The organism is Sphingopyxis sp. NFH-91 (assembly GCF_021401285.1).
Classification (GTDB): domain Bacteria; phylum Pseudomonadota; class Alphaproteobacteria; order Sphingomonadales; family Sphingomonadaceae; genus Sphingopyxis; species Sphingopyxis terrae_A.
The window spans coordinates 175146-195253 of the sequence record NZ_JACBGA010000004.1 but is presented as its reverse complement, the minus strand read 5'-3'; the positions used below and the strand labels follow the sequence as shown (position 1 = coordinate 195253).

20 protein-coding genes and 1 other RNA gene are annotated in these 20108 nt (G+C 63.9%); 12 read left to right on the top strand and 9 right to left on the bottom strand.

Features of this window, described 5'->3' with window-relative positions; all coding sequences use genetic code 11:
* Window positions 1–95 precede the first annotated feature (95 nt).
* A complete protein-coding gene (locus L0963_RS11195; RefSeq protein ID WP_234179537.1) occupies window positions 96–713 on the bottom strand; it encodes a cation transporter in 618 nt (205 codons plus the stop codon).
* 107 nt (window positions 714–820) lie between these two features.
* Here L0963_RS11195 and L0963_RS11190 point away from each other — a divergent pair, with 107 nt between their 5' ends.
* Window positions 821–1231: a MerR family transcriptional regulator gene (locus L0963_RS11190; protein WP_062902086.1), complete on the top strand. Its 411-nt coding sequence runs from the start codon at window positions 821–823 to the stop codon at window positions 1229–1231.
* 90 nt (window positions 1232–1321) lie between these two features.
* Here the strand turns inward: L0963_RS11190 and ssrA are convergent.
* Together ssrA and mscL are read right to left on the bottom strand one after the other, a co-directional pair.
* Window positions 1322–1680, bottom strand: a transfer-messenger RNA (tmRNA) gene (gene ssrA, locus L0963_RS11185).
* Window positions 1681–1738: 58 nt separating this feature from the next.
* The gene (gene mscL, locus L0963_RS11180) at window positions 1739–2161 is read right to left on the bottom strand and encodes a large conductance mechanosensitive channel protein MscL (protein WP_003047324.1); all 423 of its coding nucleotides are present in this window, start codon (window positions 2159–2161) and stop codon (window positions 1739–1741) included.
* A gap of 118 nt (window positions 2162–2279) precedes the next feature.
* Here mscL and L0963_RS11175 point away from each other — a divergent pair, with 118 nt between their 5' ends.
* Genes L0963_RS11175 through L0963_RS11160 form a run of 4 tightly spaced genes read left to right on the top strand, consistent with a single transcriptional unit; the run spans window position 2280 to window position 4993 of the window.
* The gene (locus tag L0963_RS11175; protein WP_003047327.1) at window positions 2280–2882 is read left to right on the top strand and encodes a LemA family protein; all 603 of its coding nucleotides are present in this window, start codon (window positions 2280–2282) and stop codon (window positions 2880–2882) included.
* Between the two features lie 10 nt (window positions 2883–2892).
* Entirely contained in the window at window positions 2893–3723 is an 831-nt protein-coding gene (locus L0963_RS11170; RefSeq protein WP_409372296.1) for a TPM domain-containing protein, read from the top strand.
* Window positions 3724–3735: 12 nt separating this feature from the next.
* Window positions 3736–4416, top strand: coding sequence for a TPM domain-containing protein (locus L0963_RS11165; protein WP_234179536.1), 681 nt, complete (start codon window positions 3736–3738; stop codon window positions 4414–4416).
* A gap of 28 nt (window positions 4417–4444) precedes the next feature.
* Window positions 4445–4993 carry an NUDIX hydrolase gene (locus L0963_RS11160; RefSeq protein ID WP_234179534.1) on the top strand — a complete coding sequence of 183 codons (549 nt, stop codon included), beginning with the start codon at window positions 4445–4447 and terminating at the stop codon, window positions 4991–4993.
* Between the two features lie 3 nt (window positions 4994–4996).
* Here the strand turns inward: L0963_RS11160 and L0963_RS11155 are convergent, their stop codons facing one another.
* From L0963_RS11155 to carA, 5 genes are all read right to left on the bottom strand, one after another.
* A complete protein-coding gene (locus L0963_RS11155) occupies window positions 4997–5632 on the bottom strand; it encodes a rhomboid family intramembrane serine protease (protein WP_062902082.1) in 636 nt (211 codons plus the stop codon).
* A 13-nt stretch (window positions 5633–5645) separates the two neighbouring features.
* On the bottom strand, window positions 5646–6122 hold the full coding sequence (gene greA, locus L0963_RS11150) for a transcription elongation factor GreA (RefSeq protein WP_003047342.1): 477 nt from the start codon (window positions 6120–6122) through the stop codon (window positions 5646–5648).
* Between the two features lie 97 nt (window positions 6123–6219).
* Window positions 6220–9540: a carbamoyl-phosphate synthase large subunit gene (carB, locus tag L0963_RS11145; RefSeq protein ID WP_234179531.1), complete on the bottom strand. Its 3321-nt coding sequence runs from the start codon at window positions 9538–9540 to the stop codon at window positions 6220–6222.
* The gene (locus L0963_RS11140; RefSeq protein ID WP_062767961.1) at window positions 9540–9812 is read right to left on the bottom strand and encodes a hypothetical protein; all 273 of its coding nucleotides are present in this window, start codon (window positions 9810–9812) and stop codon (window positions 9540–9542) included. Before L0963_RS11140 ends, carB begins: the two co-directional genes overlap by 1 nt.
* Before the next feature lie 29 nt (window positions 9813–9841).
* Complete coding sequence (gene carA, locus L0963_RS11135) at window positions 9842–11101, bottom strand: glutamine-hydrolyzing carbamoyl-phosphate synthase small subunit (RefSeq protein ID WP_234179528.1); 1260 nt, start codon at window positions 11099–11101, stop codon at window positions 9842–9844.
* A 131-nt stretch (window positions 11102–11232) separates the two neighbouring features.
* Between carA and L0963_RS11130 the strand changes: the two genes are divergently transcribed.
* From L0963_RS11130 to L0963_RS11100, 7 genes are all read left to right on the top strand, one after another.
* Window positions 11233–11685: a GatB/YqeY domain-containing protein gene (locus tag L0963_RS11130; protein ID WP_234179526.1), complete on the top strand. Its 453-nt coding sequence runs from the start codon at window positions 11233–11235 to the stop codon at window positions 11683–11685.
* A 109-nt stretch (window positions 11686–11794) separates the two neighbouring features.
* Window positions 11795–12184, top strand: a complete 390-nt coding sequence (locus tag L0963_RS11125; RefSeq protein ID WP_234179522.1) for an endonuclease domain-containing protein — start codon at window positions 11795–11797, stop codon at window positions 12182–12184.
* Window positions 12181–14061 carry a DNA primase gene (gene dnaG, locus L0963_RS11120; RefSeq protein WP_234179519.1) on the top strand — a complete coding sequence of 627 codons (1881 nt, stop codon included), beginning with the start codon at window positions 12181–12183 and terminating at the stop codon, window positions 14059–14061. The genes L0963_RS11125 and dnaG overlap by 4 nt, the downstream gene beginning before the upstream one ends.
* A 35-nt stretch (window positions 14062–14096) precedes the next feature.
* Complete coding sequence (rpoD, locus tag L0963_RS11115) at window positions 14097–16112, top strand: RNA polymerase sigma factor RpoD (RefSeq protein ID WP_058813480.1); 2016 nt, start codon at window positions 14097–14099, stop codon at window positions 16110–16112.
* Window positions 16113–16468: 356 nt separating this feature from the next.
* Complete coding sequence (locus L0963_RS11110) at window positions 16469–16768, top strand: PspC domain-containing protein (protein WP_062902077.1); 300 nt, start codon at window positions 16469–16471, stop codon at window positions 16766–16768.
* Between the two features lie 272 nt (window positions 16769–17040).
* Window positions 17041–17712, top strand: a complete 672-nt coding sequence (locus L0963_RS11105) for a DUF6975 family protein (protein WP_062902076.1) — start codon at window positions 17041–17043, stop codon at window positions 17710–17712.
* 112 nt (window positions 17713–17824) lie between these two features.
* Entirely contained in the window at window positions 17825–18670 is an 846-nt protein-coding gene (locus L0963_RS11100; RefSeq protein ID WP_003047362.1) for an AAA family ATPase, read from the top strand.
* Between the two features lie 26 nt (window positions 18671–18696).
* Here the strand turns inward: L0963_RS11100 and L0963_RS11095 are convergent, their stop codons facing one another.
* Window positions 18697–20094, bottom strand: coding sequence for a methyl-accepting chemotaxis protein (locus L0963_RS11095; protein WP_186401874.1), 1398 nt, complete (start codon window positions 20092–20094; stop codon window positions 18697–18699).
* Between the last annotated feature and the right edge of the window lie 14 nt (window positions 20095–20108).

Sequence of the window (20108 nt, the reverse complement as noted above, 5' to 3'; positions counted from 1 at the left end):
ATGCTCCTGACCGGCGAAGGCAAAGCGGGGAAATGCTTTGCCGCCGGTTCGGTTCCGCGCGGCGCATACGAATGGTGCCTGTCTGGCGATGCGCGTCAGTCGGCGGCGAGATCGCGGCGCGCGTGGCGGAAGACTTGGGCGCTTCCCCATATGGCAAGCAGCGCCATGATCGCGGCCACCAAAAGGTCGGGCCAGCCCTGCCCGGTGCCGAACACGCCGAGCGCCGCCGCCATCACCGCCAGATTGCCGATCGCATCGTTGCGCGAGCATATCCAGACCGAGCGCATATTGGCGTCGCCGGTCCGGTAGCGATAGAGCATCAGCGCGACCGCGACATTGGCGGCGAGCGCGACGACGCCGATCATCCCCATCGTTTCGGCATGCGGTGCGCTGCCGCCGATGAAGCCCCAGATCGTCGACGCCAATATCCACAGCCCGAACGCCAGCATCGTCGCAGCCTTCAGCATCGCCGCGCGTGCGCGCCATGCGATCGCCATGCCGGCGACCGTCAGGCTGATCGCATAATTGGCGCTGTCGCCCAGAAAATCGAGCGCATCGGCCTGCAGCGCGCGCGAATCGGCTGCGACGCCCGCGACGATTTCGACGAGGAACATCGCCCCGTTGATCAGCAGCGCGATCCACAGGATGCGCCGCCACTTGGGGTCGTTCAGCGCGGTCGCTCCGCTTTTTTCGGCGCAGCATTGGTCGGCCATCGCCTGCATCTCCTTCCGTCTCGGCCGCCGCAGGAATTGCCGGGCGGCCGCTTGGTTCTTCGAGTCGGCCTCCTATATGCACCCTGTAGCAACTACAGGGTCAAGCGATGAAGATCGGCGAACTGTCGCGTGCCACTGGCACCAACATCGAAACAATCCGCTATTACGAGCGGATCGGCCTCCTTCCCGCCCCGGCGCGGACCGATGCCAATTACCGCAGCTATGACGACGCGCATCGCGCGCGGCTGCGCTTCGTGCGCCACTCGCGCGAACTGGGCTTCACGATCGAGGAAATCCGCTCGCTGCTCGACCTCTCCGATCATCCCGAGCGTGACTGCACCGACGCCGATCGCATCGCGTCCGCGCATCTGGAACAGGTCGAGGCGAAGATCGCACAGCTTTCGGCGCTGCGCGATGAATTGACCCGCATCGTCGGCCGCTGCCGCGGCGGCTTGGCCGGCGATTGCCGGGTGATCGAGGCGCTGGGCGATCATGGTCAATGCGACGGCGCGCATTGACGAGACGCCGTCGCAGGGGCGACGCGAGAGGCGGCAGCTGAAAAAGGGAAAGGTGGGACGATTCTGTTGCCCGGCTCGTCCCCAGCCGCTGGTATCCGATTCTGTTGCCCGGTTCGGTCCGAACCGCGTTCTATTTGTCTAACCTTAGGCCGTGAGGCTTATCGGTTAGGCAGCAAGAGCGAGTGCTTCGTTATCGTTAGCACCTATTGGTTTTGAGCCTTTAACGGGTTACTCAGCCCGGAAGAAAACATCGTCTTTGAACACACGTCGATCCTGGTTCGGCCCCGTCAGAAGCCCGCGCACCCCTTCGAAAAGGACGCGGGCTTGTGGTGGAGCCGCCGGGTACTGCCCCCGGGTCCGCTGTGTCTATTCCACGACACCATTTATCCTCATAGCCGGTCGAAACCGGCTCTCCCCATATAGGAAGCCCGCCCGCACTTTGGAAGAGCGCAGGCGGGCCTTTCGTCCTGAATCGACACCGGACCCACGCCGGCGCGCGATGAAATGCTATTTCTTGCGCAGTTCGTCGCGGATTTCGGTGAGCAGATCGACCTCGCTCGGCCCCGCGGGCGCTTCGGCCGGCGCTTCCTTGCGCACCACCTTGTTCACTGCCCGCACGAGCAGAAAGATGATCCATGCCAAAATCAGGAAGTTGATCACCGCCGTAATGAAGGCACCATAGCCGATCATCGCGACGCCCGCCTTTTTCAAGGCTGCATAGTCGGTCGCGGCGATGCCGTCGGGAATGCTGCCGAGCAGGATGAACTTGCTCGAAAAATCGACCCCGCCGAACAGCCAGCCGACGAGGGGCATGATGACGTCCTCGGTCAGCGATCCGGTGATCGTCGCGAACGCGCCGCCGATGATGACGCCGACCGCCAGATCGATGACATTGCCGCGCGCGATAAATTCCTTGAACTCGTTCAGCATCTTATTGCTCCCCGAACTGCTGATCCTGCCGTCATGGTGGTGCGCCGGTCATTGCGCAAAAGCAAGGGGCATCCTATTATGTGTATTGTTGCGGCAAAACGCCGCCTGAGGGAGCCTGATGACCATGTCCTATCGTTCCGCCCGCTGGCTGATTGTTCCGGCCGCCGCGATGAGCCTGTCGGCCTGCGGCATCAACAGCGTTCCGACCAAGGAAGAAGCCGCGAAGGCCAAATGGGCCAATGTCGAAGCCGCCTATCAGCGCCGCGCCGACCTGATCCCCAACCTCGTCGAAACCGCCAAGGGTGCCGCGAAGATCGAGCAATCGACGCTCGAAGGCGTCATCCAGGCGCGCGCATCGGCGACGCAGGTGAAGCTGAGCACCGACGACCTGGAAGACCCCGCGAAGGTTCAGGCCTTCCAGCAGGCGCAGGGCAATGTGTCGAGCGCACTCGGCCGCCTGCTCGTTACCGTCGAACAATATCCCGAGCTCAAGAGCCAGGCGCGCTTTGCCGACCTGATGACCCAGCTCGAGGGAACCGAAAACCGCATCAACGTAACGATCCAGGACTATAACGCTGCGGTGCAGGACTATAACACGACGATCCGCACCTTCCCCGACATAATCGGCGCCAAGATCGTCCACGGCGCCAAGCCGATGACCCCCTATAAGGCGGTCGATCCCAACGCGAACGTCGCGCCCAAGGTCGATTTCGGTCAATAAGGTGGGCCTGATCGCCCAGCTTCGTTCCATAGCAACGGCGGCCCTCTCCGGGCTGCTGTTGCTGACGGCTGCGCCCGCGGCGGCGCAGGATTTCCCCAAGCTCAGCGGGCGCGTCGTCGATCAGGCGGATATCATTCCGGCGGCCGAGGAAGCCAATCTGACCGTCCAGCTCGAACAACTGGAAAAGACCACGGGGCATCAGCTCGTCGTTGCGACGGTGAACAGCCTCGATGGCAATGACATCAGCGACTATGGCTACAAGCTCGGCCGCGCGTGGGGCATCGGCGGCAAGGAGAATAACGACGGCGTCGTTTTCCTGATCGCCCCCAACGAACGGAGGATGAACATCTCGGTCGGCTATGGGCTTGAACCCGTGCTGACCGACGCGCTGTCGGGCCGGATCATCCGCGACGTGGTGACGCCCAAATTCAAGGCCGGCGACATGCCCGGCGGCATCCAGGACGGCGTGAATGCAATCGCCGAGCAGATCCAGCTGCCGCCGGAGGAAGCCGCGGCGCGCGCCGCGTCGGCCGCGAAGGCCGAGCGCGACCGCGCCGACAATGGAAATATCGGCGGGCTGATCTTCGTGGCCTTCATCATCTTCTTCTTTTTCATCCTGCCGATGCTCGGCGCCTTCGGGCGTCGTGGACGGCGGCATCGCAAGCATCGCCCATGGGGCGGCGCCCCGATCATCATCTGGGGCGACAATGACTGGGGCGGCGGTTCGGGTGGCGGCTGGGGCGGTGGTTCCTGGGGCGGCGGGGGCGGCTTCGGCGGCGGAGGCGGCTTTTCGGGCGGGGGCGGCAGCTTCGGCGGCGGCGGTGCCTCGGGCGGCTGGTAAGGGGGACGCGCAATGAAAGTCAGCCATGTCAGCGAAGCCGATCACGACATCGTGACCGCCGCGGTCGCCGAGGCCGAACGGCACACCGATGGCGAGATCGTCACGGTGATCGCCGCGCAGTCGAACGACTATGACGATGTCGCGCTCGTCTGGGCGAGCGTCATCGCCTTTATCGCCATGTCGGTGATCGCGCTTTTTCCCGATTTCTATCAGGGTCTCTACTACCGGCTGAGCGGGGGCTGGGGGCATGAACTGACCGCCAATAAATGGCTCGGCACCGTCATCGCGGTCGGGGTGCTCAAATGGATCGGCGTCTGGCTGGTCCTGCTGTGGCGCCCGCTGCGCCTGTGGCTGACGCCGCGCGCGATCCTCGCCGCGCGCGTCCGCGCCCGCGCCATCGACCTGTTCAAGGTCGGGACCGAGGCGAAGACAATGGGCCGCACCGGCATCCTGCTCTATGTTAGCCTGCGCGAACATCGCGCCGACATCGTCGCCGACGAAGCGATCGCCGCCAAGGTCGCGCCCTCGATATGGGGTGAAGCGATGGAAGCGCTGATCGACGAGGTGCGCGCCGGTCGTCCGGGCCATGGCATGGCCGAGGCGGTCCGCCGCATGGGTATTGTGCTGGCCGAACATTTCCCGAAGAGCGACGGCAACCCCAACGAGCTGCCCGACCGGCTGATCGAGCTTTGATCCTTACCCTTTCGCCGACGGAGACGATATGACCCGCCCCGCAGCCGGCACGCCCGTCGAAACGCGCTGGGAAGGCCGCTTCATCACGGTGAAACAGCAAGGCAATTGGGAATATGTGTCGCGGTCGCGCGGCATTCACGCCGCGGTGATCCTGGCGATCGACGAGGACGCCGACGGGCGGCACATCCTGCTGGTCGAACAATATCGCGTCCCGCTCGGCAAATATTGCCTCGAACTGCCCGCGGGGCTTGTCGGGGACGACAGCGCGGGCGAGGCGCCCGAGCTTGCCGCGGTGCGCGAACTCGAAGAGGAAACGGGCTACCGCGCGACCGAGTGGCTGACCGTCGGCGAATTCTACAGTTCGCCCGGCATGGTCAGCGAAAGCTTCACCCTGCTCCGCGCGACCGGGCTGACCAAGGTCGGCGAAGGCGGCGGCGTCGATGGCGAGGACATTGCGGTCCACCGCGTCCCGCTGCCCGAAATCGCCCCCTTTATCGCCGCAAAGCGCGCCGAAGGCTGCGGTATCGACGTGCGCGTCGCGATGCTGCTCGCGGGCGGGCTGCTCGCGCTGTCCTGACGGTCAGCGCGCGCCGAAGCGCCAGCGCAGCAACGGCCGTGCGAGCAATATCCCCGCGAGGAAGCCGCCGACATGTGCCCAGATCGCGACGAGGCCGAATCCCGCGCCGCCCGCAAAGCCGATCAGGACCTGCACCCCGATCCATGCTGCCGCCAGCCATAGTGCGCGCACCCAATGCGCCGGAATCGGTCCCAGCGCCTGCGTCTCGGAGCGACTGAAAATCAGCGCGAACACCGCGATCAGCGCCGAAATCGCGCCCGAGGCGCCGATCATCGGCACCGGCGATTGCGGATCGGCCAGATATTGCGCGAAGGCCCCCGCATAGGCGCCGGCGACGAGCAATACCGCCATCGCCTTCGTCCCCAGCGGCGCTTCGAGCTGGCGGCCGATGAACAGCAAGACGACCAGATTGAACACCAGGTGGAGGATGCCGCCGTGCAGTAAAGCGGAGGTCAGCGGGGTGAGCGCGAAGGGCACGAAAAAGCCCGGCGCCGCAATCGGCTCCATCGCAAAGCGCGCGGGAATGAAACCCGCGCGCACGATCGCCTCGACCTGATAGCCGCTGATCGACAGCAGGATGAAGATCACCGCGCATAGCACGGAAACTCCCGTGACCAGCGGTGCGTCCTGCGGTTTCATTTCGGCGCGATCGTCAGATGAATTCGATCTTCGTGACGAGATAATATTTGTCGCCCGCCGGAACGGTGACTTCGATCTCGTCATCGACCTTGCGGCCGATCAGCGCGCGGCCAAGCGGCGAATTATAGCTGATCTTGCCCACCTTGGCGTCGGCCTCGGCCTGCCCCACGATCTGATATTTGACCGGCTTGTCGTCCTCGTCGGCGAGCGTCACCGTCGCACCGAATACGATGCGGTCGCCCGACAGCGTCGTCGGGTCGATGACCTGCGCACGCGACAGCTTGTCCTCCAGATCGCCGATGGTCGCTTCGACCTGGCCCTGGCGTTCCTTCGCGGCGTGATATTCGGCATTTTCCGAAAGGTCGCCATGCGCGCGCGCTTCCTCGATCGCATCGACGATGAGGGGGCGTTCGGCTTTGAGAGTGGCGAGCTGCGCGCTCAGCTTCTCATAGCCTTCCTGCAGCATCGGAACCTTTTCAACGCTTGCCATTATCCTGTTGTCCTTCGTCAATAATCCACCGCCAGCGAAACTTCGCCGGGGCGGCTGAGCCGCTGTTTCCGTCAATGTAGGGAGATGAAGCGGTCCCTCAATAATAGTCCTGAAGCGGCTTTACTTCAAGAGAGTGCGAGCGCAGCGCGCCAATCGCATGGGTTGCGGCATCGCTGCCCGCCGCCGTCGTATAATAGGCGACGTCGGCCGCGAGCGCCGAGGCGCGGATCGACTGCGAGTCCTGGAGCGACTGCCACCCCTCGGTCGTGTTGAAGATCAGTTGCACATCGCCGTCCTTGATCCGGTCGACGATGTGCGGACGACCTTCGGCGACCTTGTTCACCCGTTCGACGTCGATGCCCTGCCCCGCCAGATAGTCGGCGGTGCCGCCGGTCGCGATCACCTGCCACCCCCAGGCGGCGAGCTGCTTCACCGACGCGACGATGCGCGGCTTGTCGCTGTCCTTCACCGACACGAAGAGCCGCCCGTCGGTCGGCAGGCGGTCTCCCGCGCCGAGCTGTGCCTTGGCAAAGGCGAGATTGAAATCGCTATCGATTCCCATGACTTCGCCGGTGGACTTCATTTCAGGCGACAACACCGGGTCGGTGCCAGGGAAGCGCGCGAAGGGGAAAACCGCTTCCTTGACCGCGACATGGTCGATGTCGCGATTGATCTTCGGCAGATCGGCAAGGCGTTCGCCCGCCATCACCCGCGCCGCGATCTTGGCGATCGGCGAACCCACCGCCTTGGCGACAAAGGGCACGGTGCGGCTCGCGCGCGGGTTGACCTCGATCAGGTAGACCTCACCATCCTTCACCGCATATTGCACGTTCATCAGCCCGCGGACGTTGAGGGCGCGCGCCAGCGCGTCGGTCTGCCGCTCGATCTCGGCGACGATGTCGGCGGGCAGACTGTACGGCGGGATCGAACAGGCGCTGTCGCCCGAATGGACGCCCGCTTCCTCGATATGCTGGAGTACCCCGGCCACTACGACATCGGTGCCGTCGCACAGCGCATCGACATCGACCTCGATCGCGTCGCGCAGATAGCGGTCGATCAGCACGGGCGAATCACCCGACACCTGCACCGCGGTCTCGATGTAATTTTCGAGCTGCGCCTGATCGTCGACGATCTCCATCGCGCGGCCGCCGAGCACATAAGAGGGGCGCGTGAGCACCGGGTAACCGATGCGCGCCGCGACCGCGACGGCTTCTTCGCGGCTGCGCGCGATGCCGTTCTCGGGCTGCTTGAGGCCCAGCTTGTTGACCAGCGCCGCAAAGCGTTCGCGGTCTTCGGCGAGGTCGATCGCGTCGGGCGAGGTGCCGAGGATCGGGATGCCCGCTTCCTCGAGCGCCTGCGCGAGCTTGAGCGGCGTCTGGCCGCCGAACTGGACGATCACGCCCACAAGCTCGCCCTTCGACTGCTCGACGTGCAATATTTCGAGCACATCCTCGGCGGTCAGCGGTTCGAAATAGAGGCGGTCCGACGTGTCATAGTCGGTCGACACCGTTTCGGGGTTGCAGTTGACCATGATCGTTTCATAGCCCGCCTCTCCAAGCGCGAAGCAGGCGTGGCAGCAGCAATAATCGAACTCGATCCCCTGCCCGATCCGGTTCGGCCCGCCGCCGAGAATGACGATCTTCTTGCGGTCCGACGGGTTCGCCTCATTCTCGGGCTCGCCGAAGGTCGGGGCTTCATAGGTCGAATAGAGATAGGGCGTTTTGGCGGCGAATTCGGCGGCGCAGGTGTCGATGGTCTTGAACACCGGCCGCACGCCGAGCTTGTGGCGCAGGCTCCGCACCTCGCCTTCGGTGACGCCGCCGGTCATCGCCTTCACTGCCTCGTGAATCAGCCCGCTGCCGCGCGCCGCCGCCGCGCCGGTGCCGGGCCGCAGATGCGCCGACTGCAGCGCCAGATAGGCGAGCCTTTTGTCCGAAAAGCCCATCGCCTTCAGCCGGCGCAGCCCCTCGGCATCGCGTGGCAGACCATTTTCGAGCACGCCGTTCTCGGCCTCGACAATCTCTGCGATGCGATCGAGGAACCACATGTCATAGCCCGCGATGCGGTTGATCTCGGCGAGCGACACGCCCTCGCGGATCGCCTGCGCCGCGATCAGCAGCCGGTCTGGAGTGCGCTGCGCCAGTTCGCTTTTCAATTGTTCGTGGCTCGCGCCGACCAGCCGATCGACGAAGTTGAAGCCCGACAATCCGGTCTCCAGCCCGCGCAGCGCTTTCTGCATCGATTCATGGATCGTGCGGCCGATCGCCATCACCTCGCCGACCGACTTCATCGCCGTCGACAGCAAGGGCTCGGCGCCCTTGAACTTTTCGAAGGCAAAGCGCGGGATCTTGGTGACGACATAGTCGATCGTCGGCTCGAACGACGCCGGGGTCACCCCGGTGATGTCGTTCAAGATTTCGTCGAGCGTGTAGCCGACCGCGAGCTTCGCCGCGACCTTGGCGATCGGAAAGCCCGTCGCCTTCGACGCGAGCGCCGAGGAGCGCGACACGCGCGGGTTCATCTCGATCACGATCAGGCGGCCGTCCTTCGGATTGACCGCGAACTGCACGTTCGACCCGCCGGTTTCGACCCCGATCTCGCGCAGCACCGCGATGCTCGCGTTGCGCATGATCTGATATTCCTTGTCGGTCAGCGTCAGCGCGGGGGCGACGGTGATGCTGTCGCCGGTGTGGACGCCCATTGGATCGACATTTTCGATCGAACAGATGATGATGCAATTGTCCTTGCGGTCGCGCACCACCTCCATCTCATATTCTTTCCAGCCGAGGAGCGATTCCTCGATCAGGACTTCGGTGGTGGGCGAGGCGATCAGGCCGCCGCGAACGATATGCTCGAACTCCTCGCGGTTGTATGCGATGCCGCCGCCGGTGCCGCCCATGGTGAAGCTGGGCCGGATGATCGAGGGCAGGCCGGTGCGTTCGAGCACCGCGAACGCCTCGTCGAGCGTGTGCGCGATGCCCGAGCGCGCACTTTCCAGCCCGATCTTGTCCATCGCGTCGCGGAACTTGATCCGGTCCTCGGCCTTGTCGATCGCCTCGGCATCGGCGCCGATCATCTCGACGCCATATTTGGTCAAGGTGCCGTCGTTGAACAAAGCCAGCGCGGTGTTCAGAGCGGTCTGCCCGCCCATCGTCGGCAGTACCGCATCCGGGCGCTCTTTTTCGATGATCTTGGCGACGATCTCGGGCGTAATCGGCTCCACGTACGTGGCGTCGGCCAGCTCGGGATCGGTCATGATCGTCGCCGGGTTGGAGTTGACGAGGACGATGCGATAGCCCTCCTCCTTCAGCGCCTTGATCGCCTGCGTCCCCGAATAGTCGAACTCGCACGCCTGACCGATCACGATCGGGCCGGCGCCGATGACGAGGATGGATTGGATGTCGGTTCTTTTGGGCATTATTTCTGTTCTTCTGCTGCGTATGATTCGTTGCCGACGAAGCCGAGTTTGATGTGGTCCGAGAATTCTGGCTTCTTCAGCTCTCGAAACACGCAATCGATCGTTTCGTATTTTGCATCCGGCGTCGGCATCACTGCGACCAAGTTATCGCTATCGAGTTTTAACGTGCCAGGCTTCGCGCCGCATTGTGTCTCCACACGTGCCAGCCCCGCCTTCAATCTTTCCGCGTCGGAATCTGTGGGGCTGGCCGCGCATCCCGCCAATGTCAGCATAAGCGTGATTGCCGTAACGGCGCGAGCAATCACTTCAACCCACCCACAAACTTCTCGAACAGATAGAAGCTGTCCTGCGGCCCCGGGCTCGCCTCGGGGTGATATTGCACGCTGAACGCCTGCTTGCCCATGATCGCGATGCCGCAGTTCGATCCGTCGAACAGGCTCTTGTGCGTCTCGACCACGCCTGCGGGCAGTGTCGCGGCGTCCACTGCGAAGCCGTGGTTCATACTGGTGATCTCGACCGCGCCGTCCGCAAAATCGCCGCCGACGCGCTGCACCGGATGGTTCGCGCCGCGGTGGCCCTGGTGCATCTTGATGGTCTTGGCCCCCGCCGCGATAGCGAGCATCTGGTGGCCGAGGCAGATGCCGAAGATCGGCACACCCCGCTCGAGCAGCCCCTGGATCACCGGCACCGCATATTCGCCGGTCGCCGCGGGGTCGCCGGGGCCATTCGACAGGAACACGCCCGCGGGCTGGTGGCTCAGCACGTCGTCGAGTGTCGCGGTCGCGGGGACCACGGTGACGCGCGCGCCGGCCTTCACGAGGTTACGGAAGATATTGTCCTTCGCGCCATAATCGATCGCGACGACATGAGGTCTGCTATCCCCCTCCCGCTCGCGGGATTGGTTAGGGGTGGGCATGTTCTCAGATATCGGTGCAGACGTTGGCCGACCGCCGGCTCCTCCCGCATGCAGGAGGGGAGGAGCATACCCCTTGCCCAGCGTCCAAGTCCCCGCATCCCAATCACCCGTATCCGTGCGGCTGACCTCCTTCGCCAGGTCCATGCCCTCCAGCCCCGGCCAACCGCGCGCCATCGCCAGCAGCGCGTCGATGTCGAATTTGCCGTCGGGGCTGTGCGCGATCACGCCATTGGGGGCGCCCGCATCGCGGATGCGGCGGGTCAGCGCGCGCGTGTCGATGCCGGCCAGCCCGATCAGGCCCTGTTCGGCCATCCATTCGGGCAGCGTCTGGACGCTGCGGAAATTGCTCGGCGCGGTCGGCAGTTCGCGGGTGATGCAGCCGATGGCCGCCCGTGCGCTGCGTTCGATATCCTCGGGATTCGCGCCGACATTGCCGATGTGCGGAAAGGTGAAGGTAATGATCTGCCCGGCATAGCTCGGGTCGGTCAGTATCTCCTGATATCCGGTCATCGCGGTGTTGAAACAGATTTCGCCGACACCCGCCCCGGCGGTGCCATAGCCCACGCCCCACAGGACCGTGCCATCGGCAAGAACGAGGACGCCGGTCGCTCCAGAAGGCGCGGCGGATGGATTGGCTGGTGCCATTTAAACTGCTCCGGACGGGGGGCTAAACGGCCGACCAAGTAGGCGGCAAAAAAGTGATTCACAAGCTATCGGATTTGGAATCTTCCCGCTAGAGAGGCTCTTTCCGAAATTTGCAGCACATGGGGACACGCATGATTCGCGATGACATCAAGGCTGCGCAGGTTGCCGCGATGAAGGCCGGCGACAAGGCGCGTTTGGGCACCATCCGGCTGATGCTGGCCAAGATCAAGGACCGCGACATCGAACTGCGCACCGGCACGGCGCCGGCCGACGACGATGTGCTCGTCACCGACGTCCTCCAGAAGATGGTCAAGCAGCGCCGCGAATCGATCGCCATGTACGAACAGGGCGGCCGCCAGGAACTTGCCGACGCCGAAGCGGCCGAGGTCGTGGTTATCGAGGATTTCCTGCCCGCCCAGCTTTCCGAAGCCGACGCCACCGCCGCAATCCGCGCGATCGTCGCCGAACTCGGCGCGACCAGCGTCAAGGAAATGGGCAAGGTGATGGCGGCGGTGAAAGACCGCCACGGCAGCCAGCTCGACATGAGCAAGGCAAGCGGATGGGTGAAGGCGGCGCTGAGCTGATTTGAAAACGGCCCGCCCCTGGCCCCTCCCGCAAATGGGAGGGGAACTGGATGGGCCGCCAACGCATATTCTCCCCTCCCGCTTGCGGGAGGGGTCGGGGGAGGGCCTGTTGGATAAGGGCTACAAGCGTCCAACCGCACGCTCCCGCGAACTGCGCCTCAATGCCACGCCTGCCGAACGAGCACTTTGGGCGCGACTGAGCGCCCGCAAGGTTGGAGGCGCCCGCTTCAATCGCCAATTTCCGATCGGACCGTTCATCTGCGATTTTGTTTCGCGTTCTGCAAAGCTCGTTATCGAAGTCGATGGCGGCCAGCACACGGTTGATGTAGCGAAAGACGAAGCACGCACCGCCTATTTGCAAGCTCAGGGATATCGGGTGATCCGTTTCTGGAACAATGACGTGTTGGAACGGATCGAGGGTGTCGTGACCGAGATCGAGGCCGTCCTTGAAATATGCCCTCCCCCGACCCCTCCCATAAATGAGAGGGAAAAAGATTGACCCTCACCCCGCAATGGCTGGATGAACTGCGCTCGCGGATCACGCTGTCGACCCTCATCGGGCGGACGGTGAAGATCACGCGTGCGGGGCGCGAGTATAAGGCCTGTTGCCCCTTCCATAACGAAAAGACCCCCAGTTTCACGATCAACGACGAAAAGGGCTTCTACCACTGCTTCGGCTGCTCGGCGCATGGCGATGCGATCCGCTGGATGACCGACCAGCGCGGCCTGTCGTTCATGGACGCGGTAAAGGAACTCGCTGCCGAGGCGGGGATGGACGTCCCCGCGCCCGACCCGCGCGCCGCGAAAAAGGCCGAGGAGCAGGCGAGTCTGCGCGACGTGGTGCAGGGCGCCGCCGACTGGTTCGCGCAGCAGCTTGAAAGCACCAACGGCGCCCCGGCGCGCGACTATCTGGCGAGGCGCGGCATTTCGGACGCCACCCGCCGCGCCTTTGCCTTCGGCCTCGCCCCCGACAGCCGCAGCGCGCTGAAAGAGGCGCTCAAGAAATTCCCGACCGCGATGCTGGTGGAGTCCGGCATGCTCATCGCGGTCGACGACAAGGAACCCTATGACCGGTTCCGCGGCCGGCTGATGATCCCGATCCGCGATGCGCGCGGGCGCGTCATCGCGTTCGGCGGCCGTATCCTTGGCGACGGCGAGCCCAAATATCTGAACTCGCCCGATACGCCGCTCTTCGACAAGGGGCGCACGCTCTTCAACCTCGACAAGGCAAGCCCCGCCTCGCGGCAGACGAACCGGGTGATCGTCGTCGAAGGCTATATGGACGTCATCGCTCTTGCCGAGGCGGGGATCGCCGACGCCGTCGCGCCGCTCGGCACCGCGCTGACCGAGAACCAGCTTGGCATGCTGTGGCGGATGGTGCCGGTGCCGCTGCTGTGCTTCGACGGCGACAATGCCGGGCAAAAGGCCGCGATGCGCGCGGCAACGCGGGCACTGCCACTGCTCCGCCCGGGCTTCAGCCTTGCCTTCGCGACCCTGCCTGCGGGGCAGGATCCGGACGATCTTGTTCGCGCCAAGGGCGCCGCAGGCTTTACAGCCATCCTCGACGAAGCGCAGCCGCTCGTCGAACGGCTGTGGGCACATGAGGTTGCGGCGGGGCCGCTCACCACCCCCGAAGAGCGCGCGGCGCTCAAGACGCGGCTGCTCGCCCATGCCGACGCGATCCAGGATGCCGACGTGCGGCACCATTATCGCGAGGCGTTTCGGGAGCGGCTCGACGCGCTGTTCGCGCGCCCGCGCGCCGAGCGTGGCGGGCGCGTTCCCTGGGCGCCGCAGGCATCGCGCGGGGGCGGGCGCCGCTTCGCGCCCGACCCGCGCCTGCAACCTCCGGCCGACGAGACGCGTTCCATCGGCAAGGCCGGAATCGCAGCGCCGCTTGCCGCGGCGTTGCTTGGCGGACTGCTCCGCTATCCACAGGCGATCGCCCGCAATGAAGAGGCGCTCATTCGGCTCGCTGTGCCCGATTCTGCCGACGCCGAACTGCTCCGCGCAATACTTGACAGCGCGGCAGCGCAAGAAGGGCTTGATACCGAGGGGTTGCTTGCCATATTGGAGCCAATGAAAGTGTATAATAGGGCGACGACATTGCTCAGAGCCGACGGAATGCACTTCTCATTCAATCGAAGGCTCGAAGGCGAAGAGGTTGAAGCGGCTCGGGAAATCGCGCTGCGTGACCTTGACGAATATATCGGCGTGCTCGTGACGCAGCCCGAAATCCGCGCTCGGCTTGCCGAGGCGACCGCGGACTATATGCGCACGATGGACGACGAGGGCCATGCCCGACAGCAAAAGCTGCGCGCGATGGATGAGGAACTAACCCGCCGCCTGGCCGCGCTGTCCGACAGCAGCCAGAGCTGACATATATTGCCCCAAGGCAGGAACGACTGAAGCATATGGCCACCAAGAACACCGAAGCCGACACCGACGCGCCGCTGATCGACCTCAACGAGGCCGACGTCAAAAAGCTGATCGCGCGCGGCAAGAAGCGCGGCTACCTGACCTACGACGAGCTCAACGAAGCCCTGCCGCAGGATCAGATGTCTTCGGAGCAGATCGAGGATATCATGTCAGCGATTTCTGACATGGGCATCAACATCGTCGAAAGCGACGAGGATGTGCAGGAAGAAGCCGAACAGGAAAGCGATGACGATATCGACGTCAGCGCCAACACCGGTTCGGTGTCCAATCCCGCGATCGAAAAGAAGAAGGAAACGGTCGATCGCACCGACGACCCGGTGCGCATGTACCTGCGCGAAATGGGCGCGGTCGAGCTTTTGAGCCGCGAAGGCGAAATCGCGATCGCGAAGCGCATCGAGGCGGGCCGCGACACGATGATCCTCGGCCTGTGCGAAAGCCCGCTGACCTTCAACGCGATCATCGAATGGTCGAACGCGCTCAACAACGGCGACATGCAACTGCGCGAGATCGTCGACCTCGAAGCGATGCTGTCGAAGGATCCGGCGCCCGAAAACCTTGATGACGAGGGCGAAGGCGACGACGGCGAAATCAGCGAAAAGACCGCGGGCGTCTCGTTCAAGGACGAGGACGAGGTCGAGGAAGAACCTTCGGCTGACGGCGATGACGAGGACGGCGAAGGCTCGTCGGGCAAGCGCGAAAGCTTTGAGGAAGACGACGAGGACAACACGCTGAGCCTCGCCGCAATGGAAGAATTGCTCAAGCCCGACGCGCTCGAGAAATTCGCCAATATCACCAAGAGCTTCAAGGCGTTCCAGAAGCTTCAGGACGCCCGGCTCGAGGCGCTGTCGACGGCGGGCGACTTCCCCGACGCGCAGGAAAAGAAATATCACAAGCTGCGCGAGGAACTTACCGCGCAGGTCGAAAGCGTGCAGTTCCACGGCACCAAGATCGAATATCTGGTCGACCAGCTTTACAGCTACAACCGGCGCCTGACTGCGCTCGGCGGCCAGATGCTGCGCCTTGCCGAACGCCACAAGGTGCCGCGCAAGGCCTTCCTCGACCATTATGTCGGGCGCGAGCTCGAAGAAAACTGGCTCGACGAAGTCGGCAAGCTCGACAAGAAGTGGGCGGCGTTCGCCGAGAATGAGGGCGCGGCGGTCGACCGCATCCGGACCGAGATTTCGGAAATCGCCCAGGCGGCGGGCATGAGCCTGCCCGAGTTCCGCCGCGTCGTGAACATGGTCCAGAAGGGCGAGCGCGAAGCGCGCATCGCCAAGAAGGAAATGGTCGAGGCGAACCTGCGTCTCGTGATCTCGATCGCGAAGAAATACACCAACCGCGGCCTGCAGTTCCTCGACCTCATTCAGGAAGGCAATATCGGCCTGATGAAGGCGGTCGACAAATTCGAATACCGCCGCGGCTACAAGTTCAGCACCTATGCGACCTGGTGGATCCGGCAGGCGATCACCCGCTCGATCGCCGACCAGGCGCGCACGATCCGCATCCCGGTCCACATGATCGAGACGATCAACAAGCTGGTGCGCTGCAGCCGTCAGTTCCTCCACGAAAGCGGCCGCGAGCCGACGCCGGAGGAAATGGCCGAGCGTCTGTCGATGCCGCTCGAAAAGGTCCGCAAGGTGATGAAGATCGCCAAGGAGCCGATCAGCCTCGAAACGCCGATCGGCGACGAGGAAGACAGCCACCTCGGCGATTTCATCGAGGACAAGAACGCGGTCATCCCGGTCGACGCCGCAGTGCAGTCGAACCTCAAGGAGACGGTTACGCGAGTTTTGGCCTCGCTTACGCCGCGCGAGGAGCGTGTTCTCCGCATGCGCTTCGGCATCGGCATGAACACCGACCATACCCTAGAAGAGGTCGGCCAGCAGTTCAGCGTGACGCGCGAACGTATCCGCCAGATCGAGGCGAAGGCGCTGCGCAAGCTCAAGCATCCGAGCCGCAGCCGCAAGATGCGCAGCTTCCTCGACCAATAGGTCGATCCGTACCGAAAAATCAGACACCCCGCCCCAACCGGCGGGGTGTTTTGCTTCGGCCTCGGCGTGACATTTTTGCTGCACCGCACAAAAACCTGGCACAGCATCTTAAAATTTTCATCTTTCCCAACCAGATGAGACGCCGTTGGCGTATCGCTTCAGCCTCGGTTCAGGCGATCACGCCGATTGGCACATTGTCCCGATTGATGGGAATAATTTCAACAAATACGGGCGTATTCCTCGAGCAGGGATGCAAAAAAGCCCGGAAAATGGAGAGAATGACCAATTGGCACGCCCATTGCTTAGTCATGGGCAGGAGCGGCCTCCCCACCGCCGCCAAGAGGAAAGACCGAACGATGGCAAACGAAAACCAGAATATCTTCTCCCGCCAGGACACCTTCTTCGGCATCTGCGAAGCGGTGGGCCAGGATTTCGGCTTCAACCCCCTGTATCTGCGTCTCGCGTTCGTCGCACCGCTCTTCTTCTTCCCGGTGCAGACCTTCGCGGCCTATTTCGGCCTCGGCCTGATCGTGCTCGCGTCGCGCTTCTTCTTCCCGTCGCAGCGCGCTGCCGATACGGCCGACGCCCCGGCGCTCACCGAAGCGGCGCCGGCAGCCAAGGCCGAAAAGGCCGAGGAACTCGCGCTCGCCGCCTGATTCGAACCGGGGCCGGCTCTCCCTCTCCCTTGCACCGGCCCCGCCCATGTTGCGGCGCTCCACTTGACCGCAACAGCGCAGGGACCGGCAGCTCAACCCGCTGCCGGTCCCTTTGCGCGTCGAACCGAGGCCCGCTGTGCAGGAGTGGGACAGAAGCGCCTGAAATCGCTCGCCCCTCATAAACGCGACGTTTACGACGTTCGGCTAATGCTGATCCCTGATTTGCAACGGCGCCGGTCGCAAGAGCCGCCGCAACAGACGAGGATGCAGCCTTGAGCCAGTCGCCCCAGCCCCAGGCCCAGCCGCGCGGCATTGCCGAACTGCTCGACACGCTCGTCGCGAGCGAGGGAACGGGCGCGCACGGCCATGTCAAATCGGGTGCGCTGTCGAGCGGCCCCGACGCGATGCGCAACCTTGCCGACGCGGTCCATTTTCTCTGCCTGCTCCACGGCCGCTATCCCGGCATCGTCGACAGCGCGGCGCGCAAGGCGGTCGATGCGGCATCGCGCAAATGGATGGATGAAACCGCGCAAGCCTTTGCGCAGGAACGCGCCTTCCTGTCGAAAATCGCGGCCGCAGTCGGTCCGGTGCCGAGCACCCAGGGCCAGGCCCAGTGCGAAGCGGCGGTCGCCGCGCAGCGCAAGGCGCTCGACATGCTCGCCGAATCCGATCGCAATGGTTGCGCGATTGGCGCGGCGATCGCGCTGACACTCGATTGGCGGACGATCCGCGTCCTGCTCGACATCAGTGCCCAGCGGCTTGACATGAAAGTCCCACGCTGCACCCTGCCCGACCTGCGCGAAACCGCTCGTCTTGCCAATGCCGTCGCCGAAACACCGGCGGTCGAGCGCGCGATGGCCTTTGGCGCGCAGCAGCTCATCGCACAGCACACCGGCCTGTGGGATCTGATGGCCGCCCGCGCCGCCAGCCGCACGCACGCCTGACCGGGAACGTCCACGCCGCGGCAGCCGTGGCGACGCTCCGCTTGCACCCTTCCCTCGCGCTCGCTATGCCCATCCCGGTTGACGTTCACGTTAAGGGAAAGGGCGAGCCGCCATGCGCTTCGAAGGAACCAGCGCCTATATTGCAACCGACGACCTGAAGGTCGCGGTCAATGCCGCGACGATGCTGCGCCGCCCGTTGCTCGTGAAGGGCGAACCCGGCACCGGCAAGACCGTGCTGGCCGAGGAAGTCGCCAAGGCGTTCGGTGCGCCGCTGATCACCTGGAACATCAAATCGACGACCAAGGCGCAGCAGGGCCTCTATGAATATGACGCGGTTGCGCGTCTGCGCGACGGACAGCTCGGCGAAGAGCGCGTCCACGACATCCGCAACTATATCAAAAAGGGCAAGCTGTGGGAGGCGTTCACCTCCGAACAGCTTCCGGTGCTGCTGATCGACGAGATCGACAAGGCCGATATCGAATTTCCGAACGATCTGCTTCAGGAACTCGATCGAATGGCGTTCCACGTCTATGAAACCAACGAAACGGTGACCGCGCGCGAACGCCCGATTGTCGTCATCACCTCCAACAATGAAAAGGAACTGCCCGACGCCTTCCTGCGCCGCTGTTTTTTCCACTACATCAAATTCCCCGACCGCGACACGATGGCCGAAATCGTCGAGGTCCACTTCCCCGGCATCCAAAAAACGCTGGTCAGCCGCGCGATGGACATCTTCTACGACGTGCGCGACGTACCCGGGCTCAAGAAAAAGCCCTCGACCAGCGAGCTCATCGACTGGCTGAAGCTGCTGCTCGCCGAGGACATGCCGCTCGAGGTGCTGCAGAACCGCGACGTCGGCAAAGCGATTCCGCCGCTGCACGGCGCGCTGCTCAAGAATGAACAGGATGTGATGCTGTTCGAAAAGCTTGCCTTCATGGCGCGCCGGCAGGGTAGCTGAGCCAGCCTCGCTCGCAAAGACCGCCGTTACAGCTGGTAGGCAACCTCGACGTCGCCCCAGCGGCGACCGTTGATGACCGCGGGCATATAGACGTTGCGCACCGTCACATAGTTGGTGCCGTCGCCTTCCTGGCGATACACCGACATGAAGAAGGGCGCGCTGCTGCGCTTTGCCGCCGCGTCTACATCGTCGAACAGGATGCGGCCGTTGCGACAATGCGCGGTGTCATGTTCCAGATCGCCCGTCGGCGCGCGCGAACATTCGGTGATATGCGTCGGCAGAAAGCCGTTCATGTCGCCCGCCGACGACATCTTGATTTCGGGATGCTGCGCCACGGTGCGGTCGAACAGTGGCCGCCAATGGGCGTCGGCCCAGTCGCAAAGGCTGGTACGGAAGCGTTCGGGGTTCGATCCCGGCACGCGCACATAATTGGTGTCGAACAATTGTTCCATCGTTAGCTCGCCACGCGCGAGCGCCGCTTCGGCCAAGGCGACGAATTCGTCGCGGACGGACGCAGCCAGATCGACGATCGCGCTGTCCTGGGGGCTGACGCCGGCGGAAATCACCGCGTTGAACATGCGGTTCGATACATTTTCCATCGTCAGGATCGAATCGCGCGTCCTGTTCAGCGTCGCGCCATTGTCGCGTACCGATCCGACGACGCGGTCGAGCGCCTCGCGCACCTTGGCGCCATTGGCGTGCACCATCGCGCTCGATTGCGCGATACGGTCGCTCTGATCATCGAGCAGCGCGACGAGATGCGTCGCATCGTGCAGCGCATCGGTGATCGTCTCGAACTGCGCCTCCGCCCGCCCCGACTGCTCGACCCCCGACTGGATTTCGGTGACGAGACCGGCGGCTTCGGTCGACAGGCTGCCGATCGAACGACGGATTTCGTCGGTGGCGCTGCGCGTATTCTGCGCCAGCTTCTTCACCTCGGCGGCGACGACGGCAAAGGTGCGGCCGGCATCGCCCGCACGCTCGGCCTCGATCGCGGCGTTAAGCGCGAGCATGTTGGTGGTCTTGGCAATCTGCTCGATCGACTGGCTGACCTGCTGCACCTGCTCCATCACCGACGCGAAATTGGTTACATGCGTGCCCAGCCGCGCGACCAGATCGATGACCGAGCGGAATTCGGTGACGGCGCTATTGACGCGCTCGGCCCCGGCGTCGAGCTGTTCGCACGCGCGCGCCGACAACAGCTTCGCCTCGTCGGTCGAATCGGCGATCTGGCGCTGGTCGGCCTCCAGGCTGACGACATAATCCTCCAGCCGGCCCAGCTCCGAAATCTGGCGCTGCATCTGGTCGGTGGCGCGCTGGATCTGGCCCGCGGCATCGCTGCAGCCGACGGCAAGCTCGCCGCAGTCGCTGGCAACCGACTGGTCGAGATTCTGCGCGGCGGAACTGATCGGTTCGAATTTCATTGGCGCACCCACTT

Coding starts and splice junctions, on each gene's coding strand:
- L0963_RS11160 (WP_234179534.1), top strand. CDS start 4,445: ATGACCCGCCCCGCAGCCGGCACGCCCGTCGAAACGCGCTGGGAAGGC.
- L0963_RS11195 (WP_234179537.1), bottom strand. CDS start 713: ATGGCCGACCAATGCTGCGCCGAAAAAAGCGGAGCGACCGCGCTGAAC.
- carA (WP_234179528.1), bottom strand. CDS start 11,101: ATGGCACCAGCCAATCCATCCGCCGCGCCTTCTGGAGCGACCGGCGTC.
- L0963_RS11140 (WP_062767961.1), bottom strand. CDS start 9,812: ATGCTGACATTGGCGGGATGCGCGGCCAGCCCCACAGATTCCGACGCG.
- L0963_RS11095 (WP_186401874.1), bottom strand. CDS start 20,094: ATGAAATTCGAACCGATCAGTTCCGCCGCGCAGAATCTCGACCAGTCG.
- L0963_RS11165 (WP_234179536.1), top strand. CDS start 3,736: ATGAAAGTCAGCCATGTCAGCGAAGCCGATCACGACATCGTGACCGCC.
- L0963_RS11110 (WP_062902077.1), top strand. CDS start 16,469: ATGGCAAACGAAAACCAGAATATCTTCTCCCGCCAGGACACCTTCTTC.
- greA (WP_003047342.1), bottom strand. CDS start 6,122: ATGGCAAGCGTTGAAAAGGTTCCGATGCTGCAGGAAGGCTATGAGAAG.
- rpoD (WP_058813480.1), top strand. CDS start 14,097: ATGGCCACCAAGAACACCGAAGCCGACACCGACGCGCCGCTGATCGAC.
- L0963_RS11190 (WP_062902086.1), top strand. CDS start 821: ATGAAGATCGGCGAACTGTCGCGTGCCACTGGCACCAACATCGAAACA.
- L0963_RS11175 (WP_003047327.1), top strand. CDS start 2,280: ATGACCATGTCCTATCGTTCCGCCCGCTGGCTGATTGTTCCGGCCGCC.
- L0963_RS11100 (WP_003047362.1), top strand. CDS start 17,825: ATGCGCTTCGAAGGAACCAGCGCCTATATTGCAACCGACGACCTGAAG.
- L0963_RS11155 (WP_062902082.1), bottom strand. CDS start 5,632: ATGAAACCGCAGGACGCACCGCTGGTCACGGGAGTTTCCGTGCTATGC.
- carB (WP_234179531.1), bottom strand. CDS start 9,540: ATGCCCAAAAGAACCGACATCCAATCCATCCTCGTCATCGGCGCCGGC.
- L0963_RS11130 (WP_234179526.1), top strand. CDS start 11,233: ATGATTCGCGATGACATCAAGGCTGCGCAGGTTGCCGCGATGAAGGCC.
- mscL (WP_003047324.1), bottom strand. CDS start 2,161: ATGCTGAACGAGTTCAAGGAATTTATCGCGCGCGGCAATGTCATCGAT.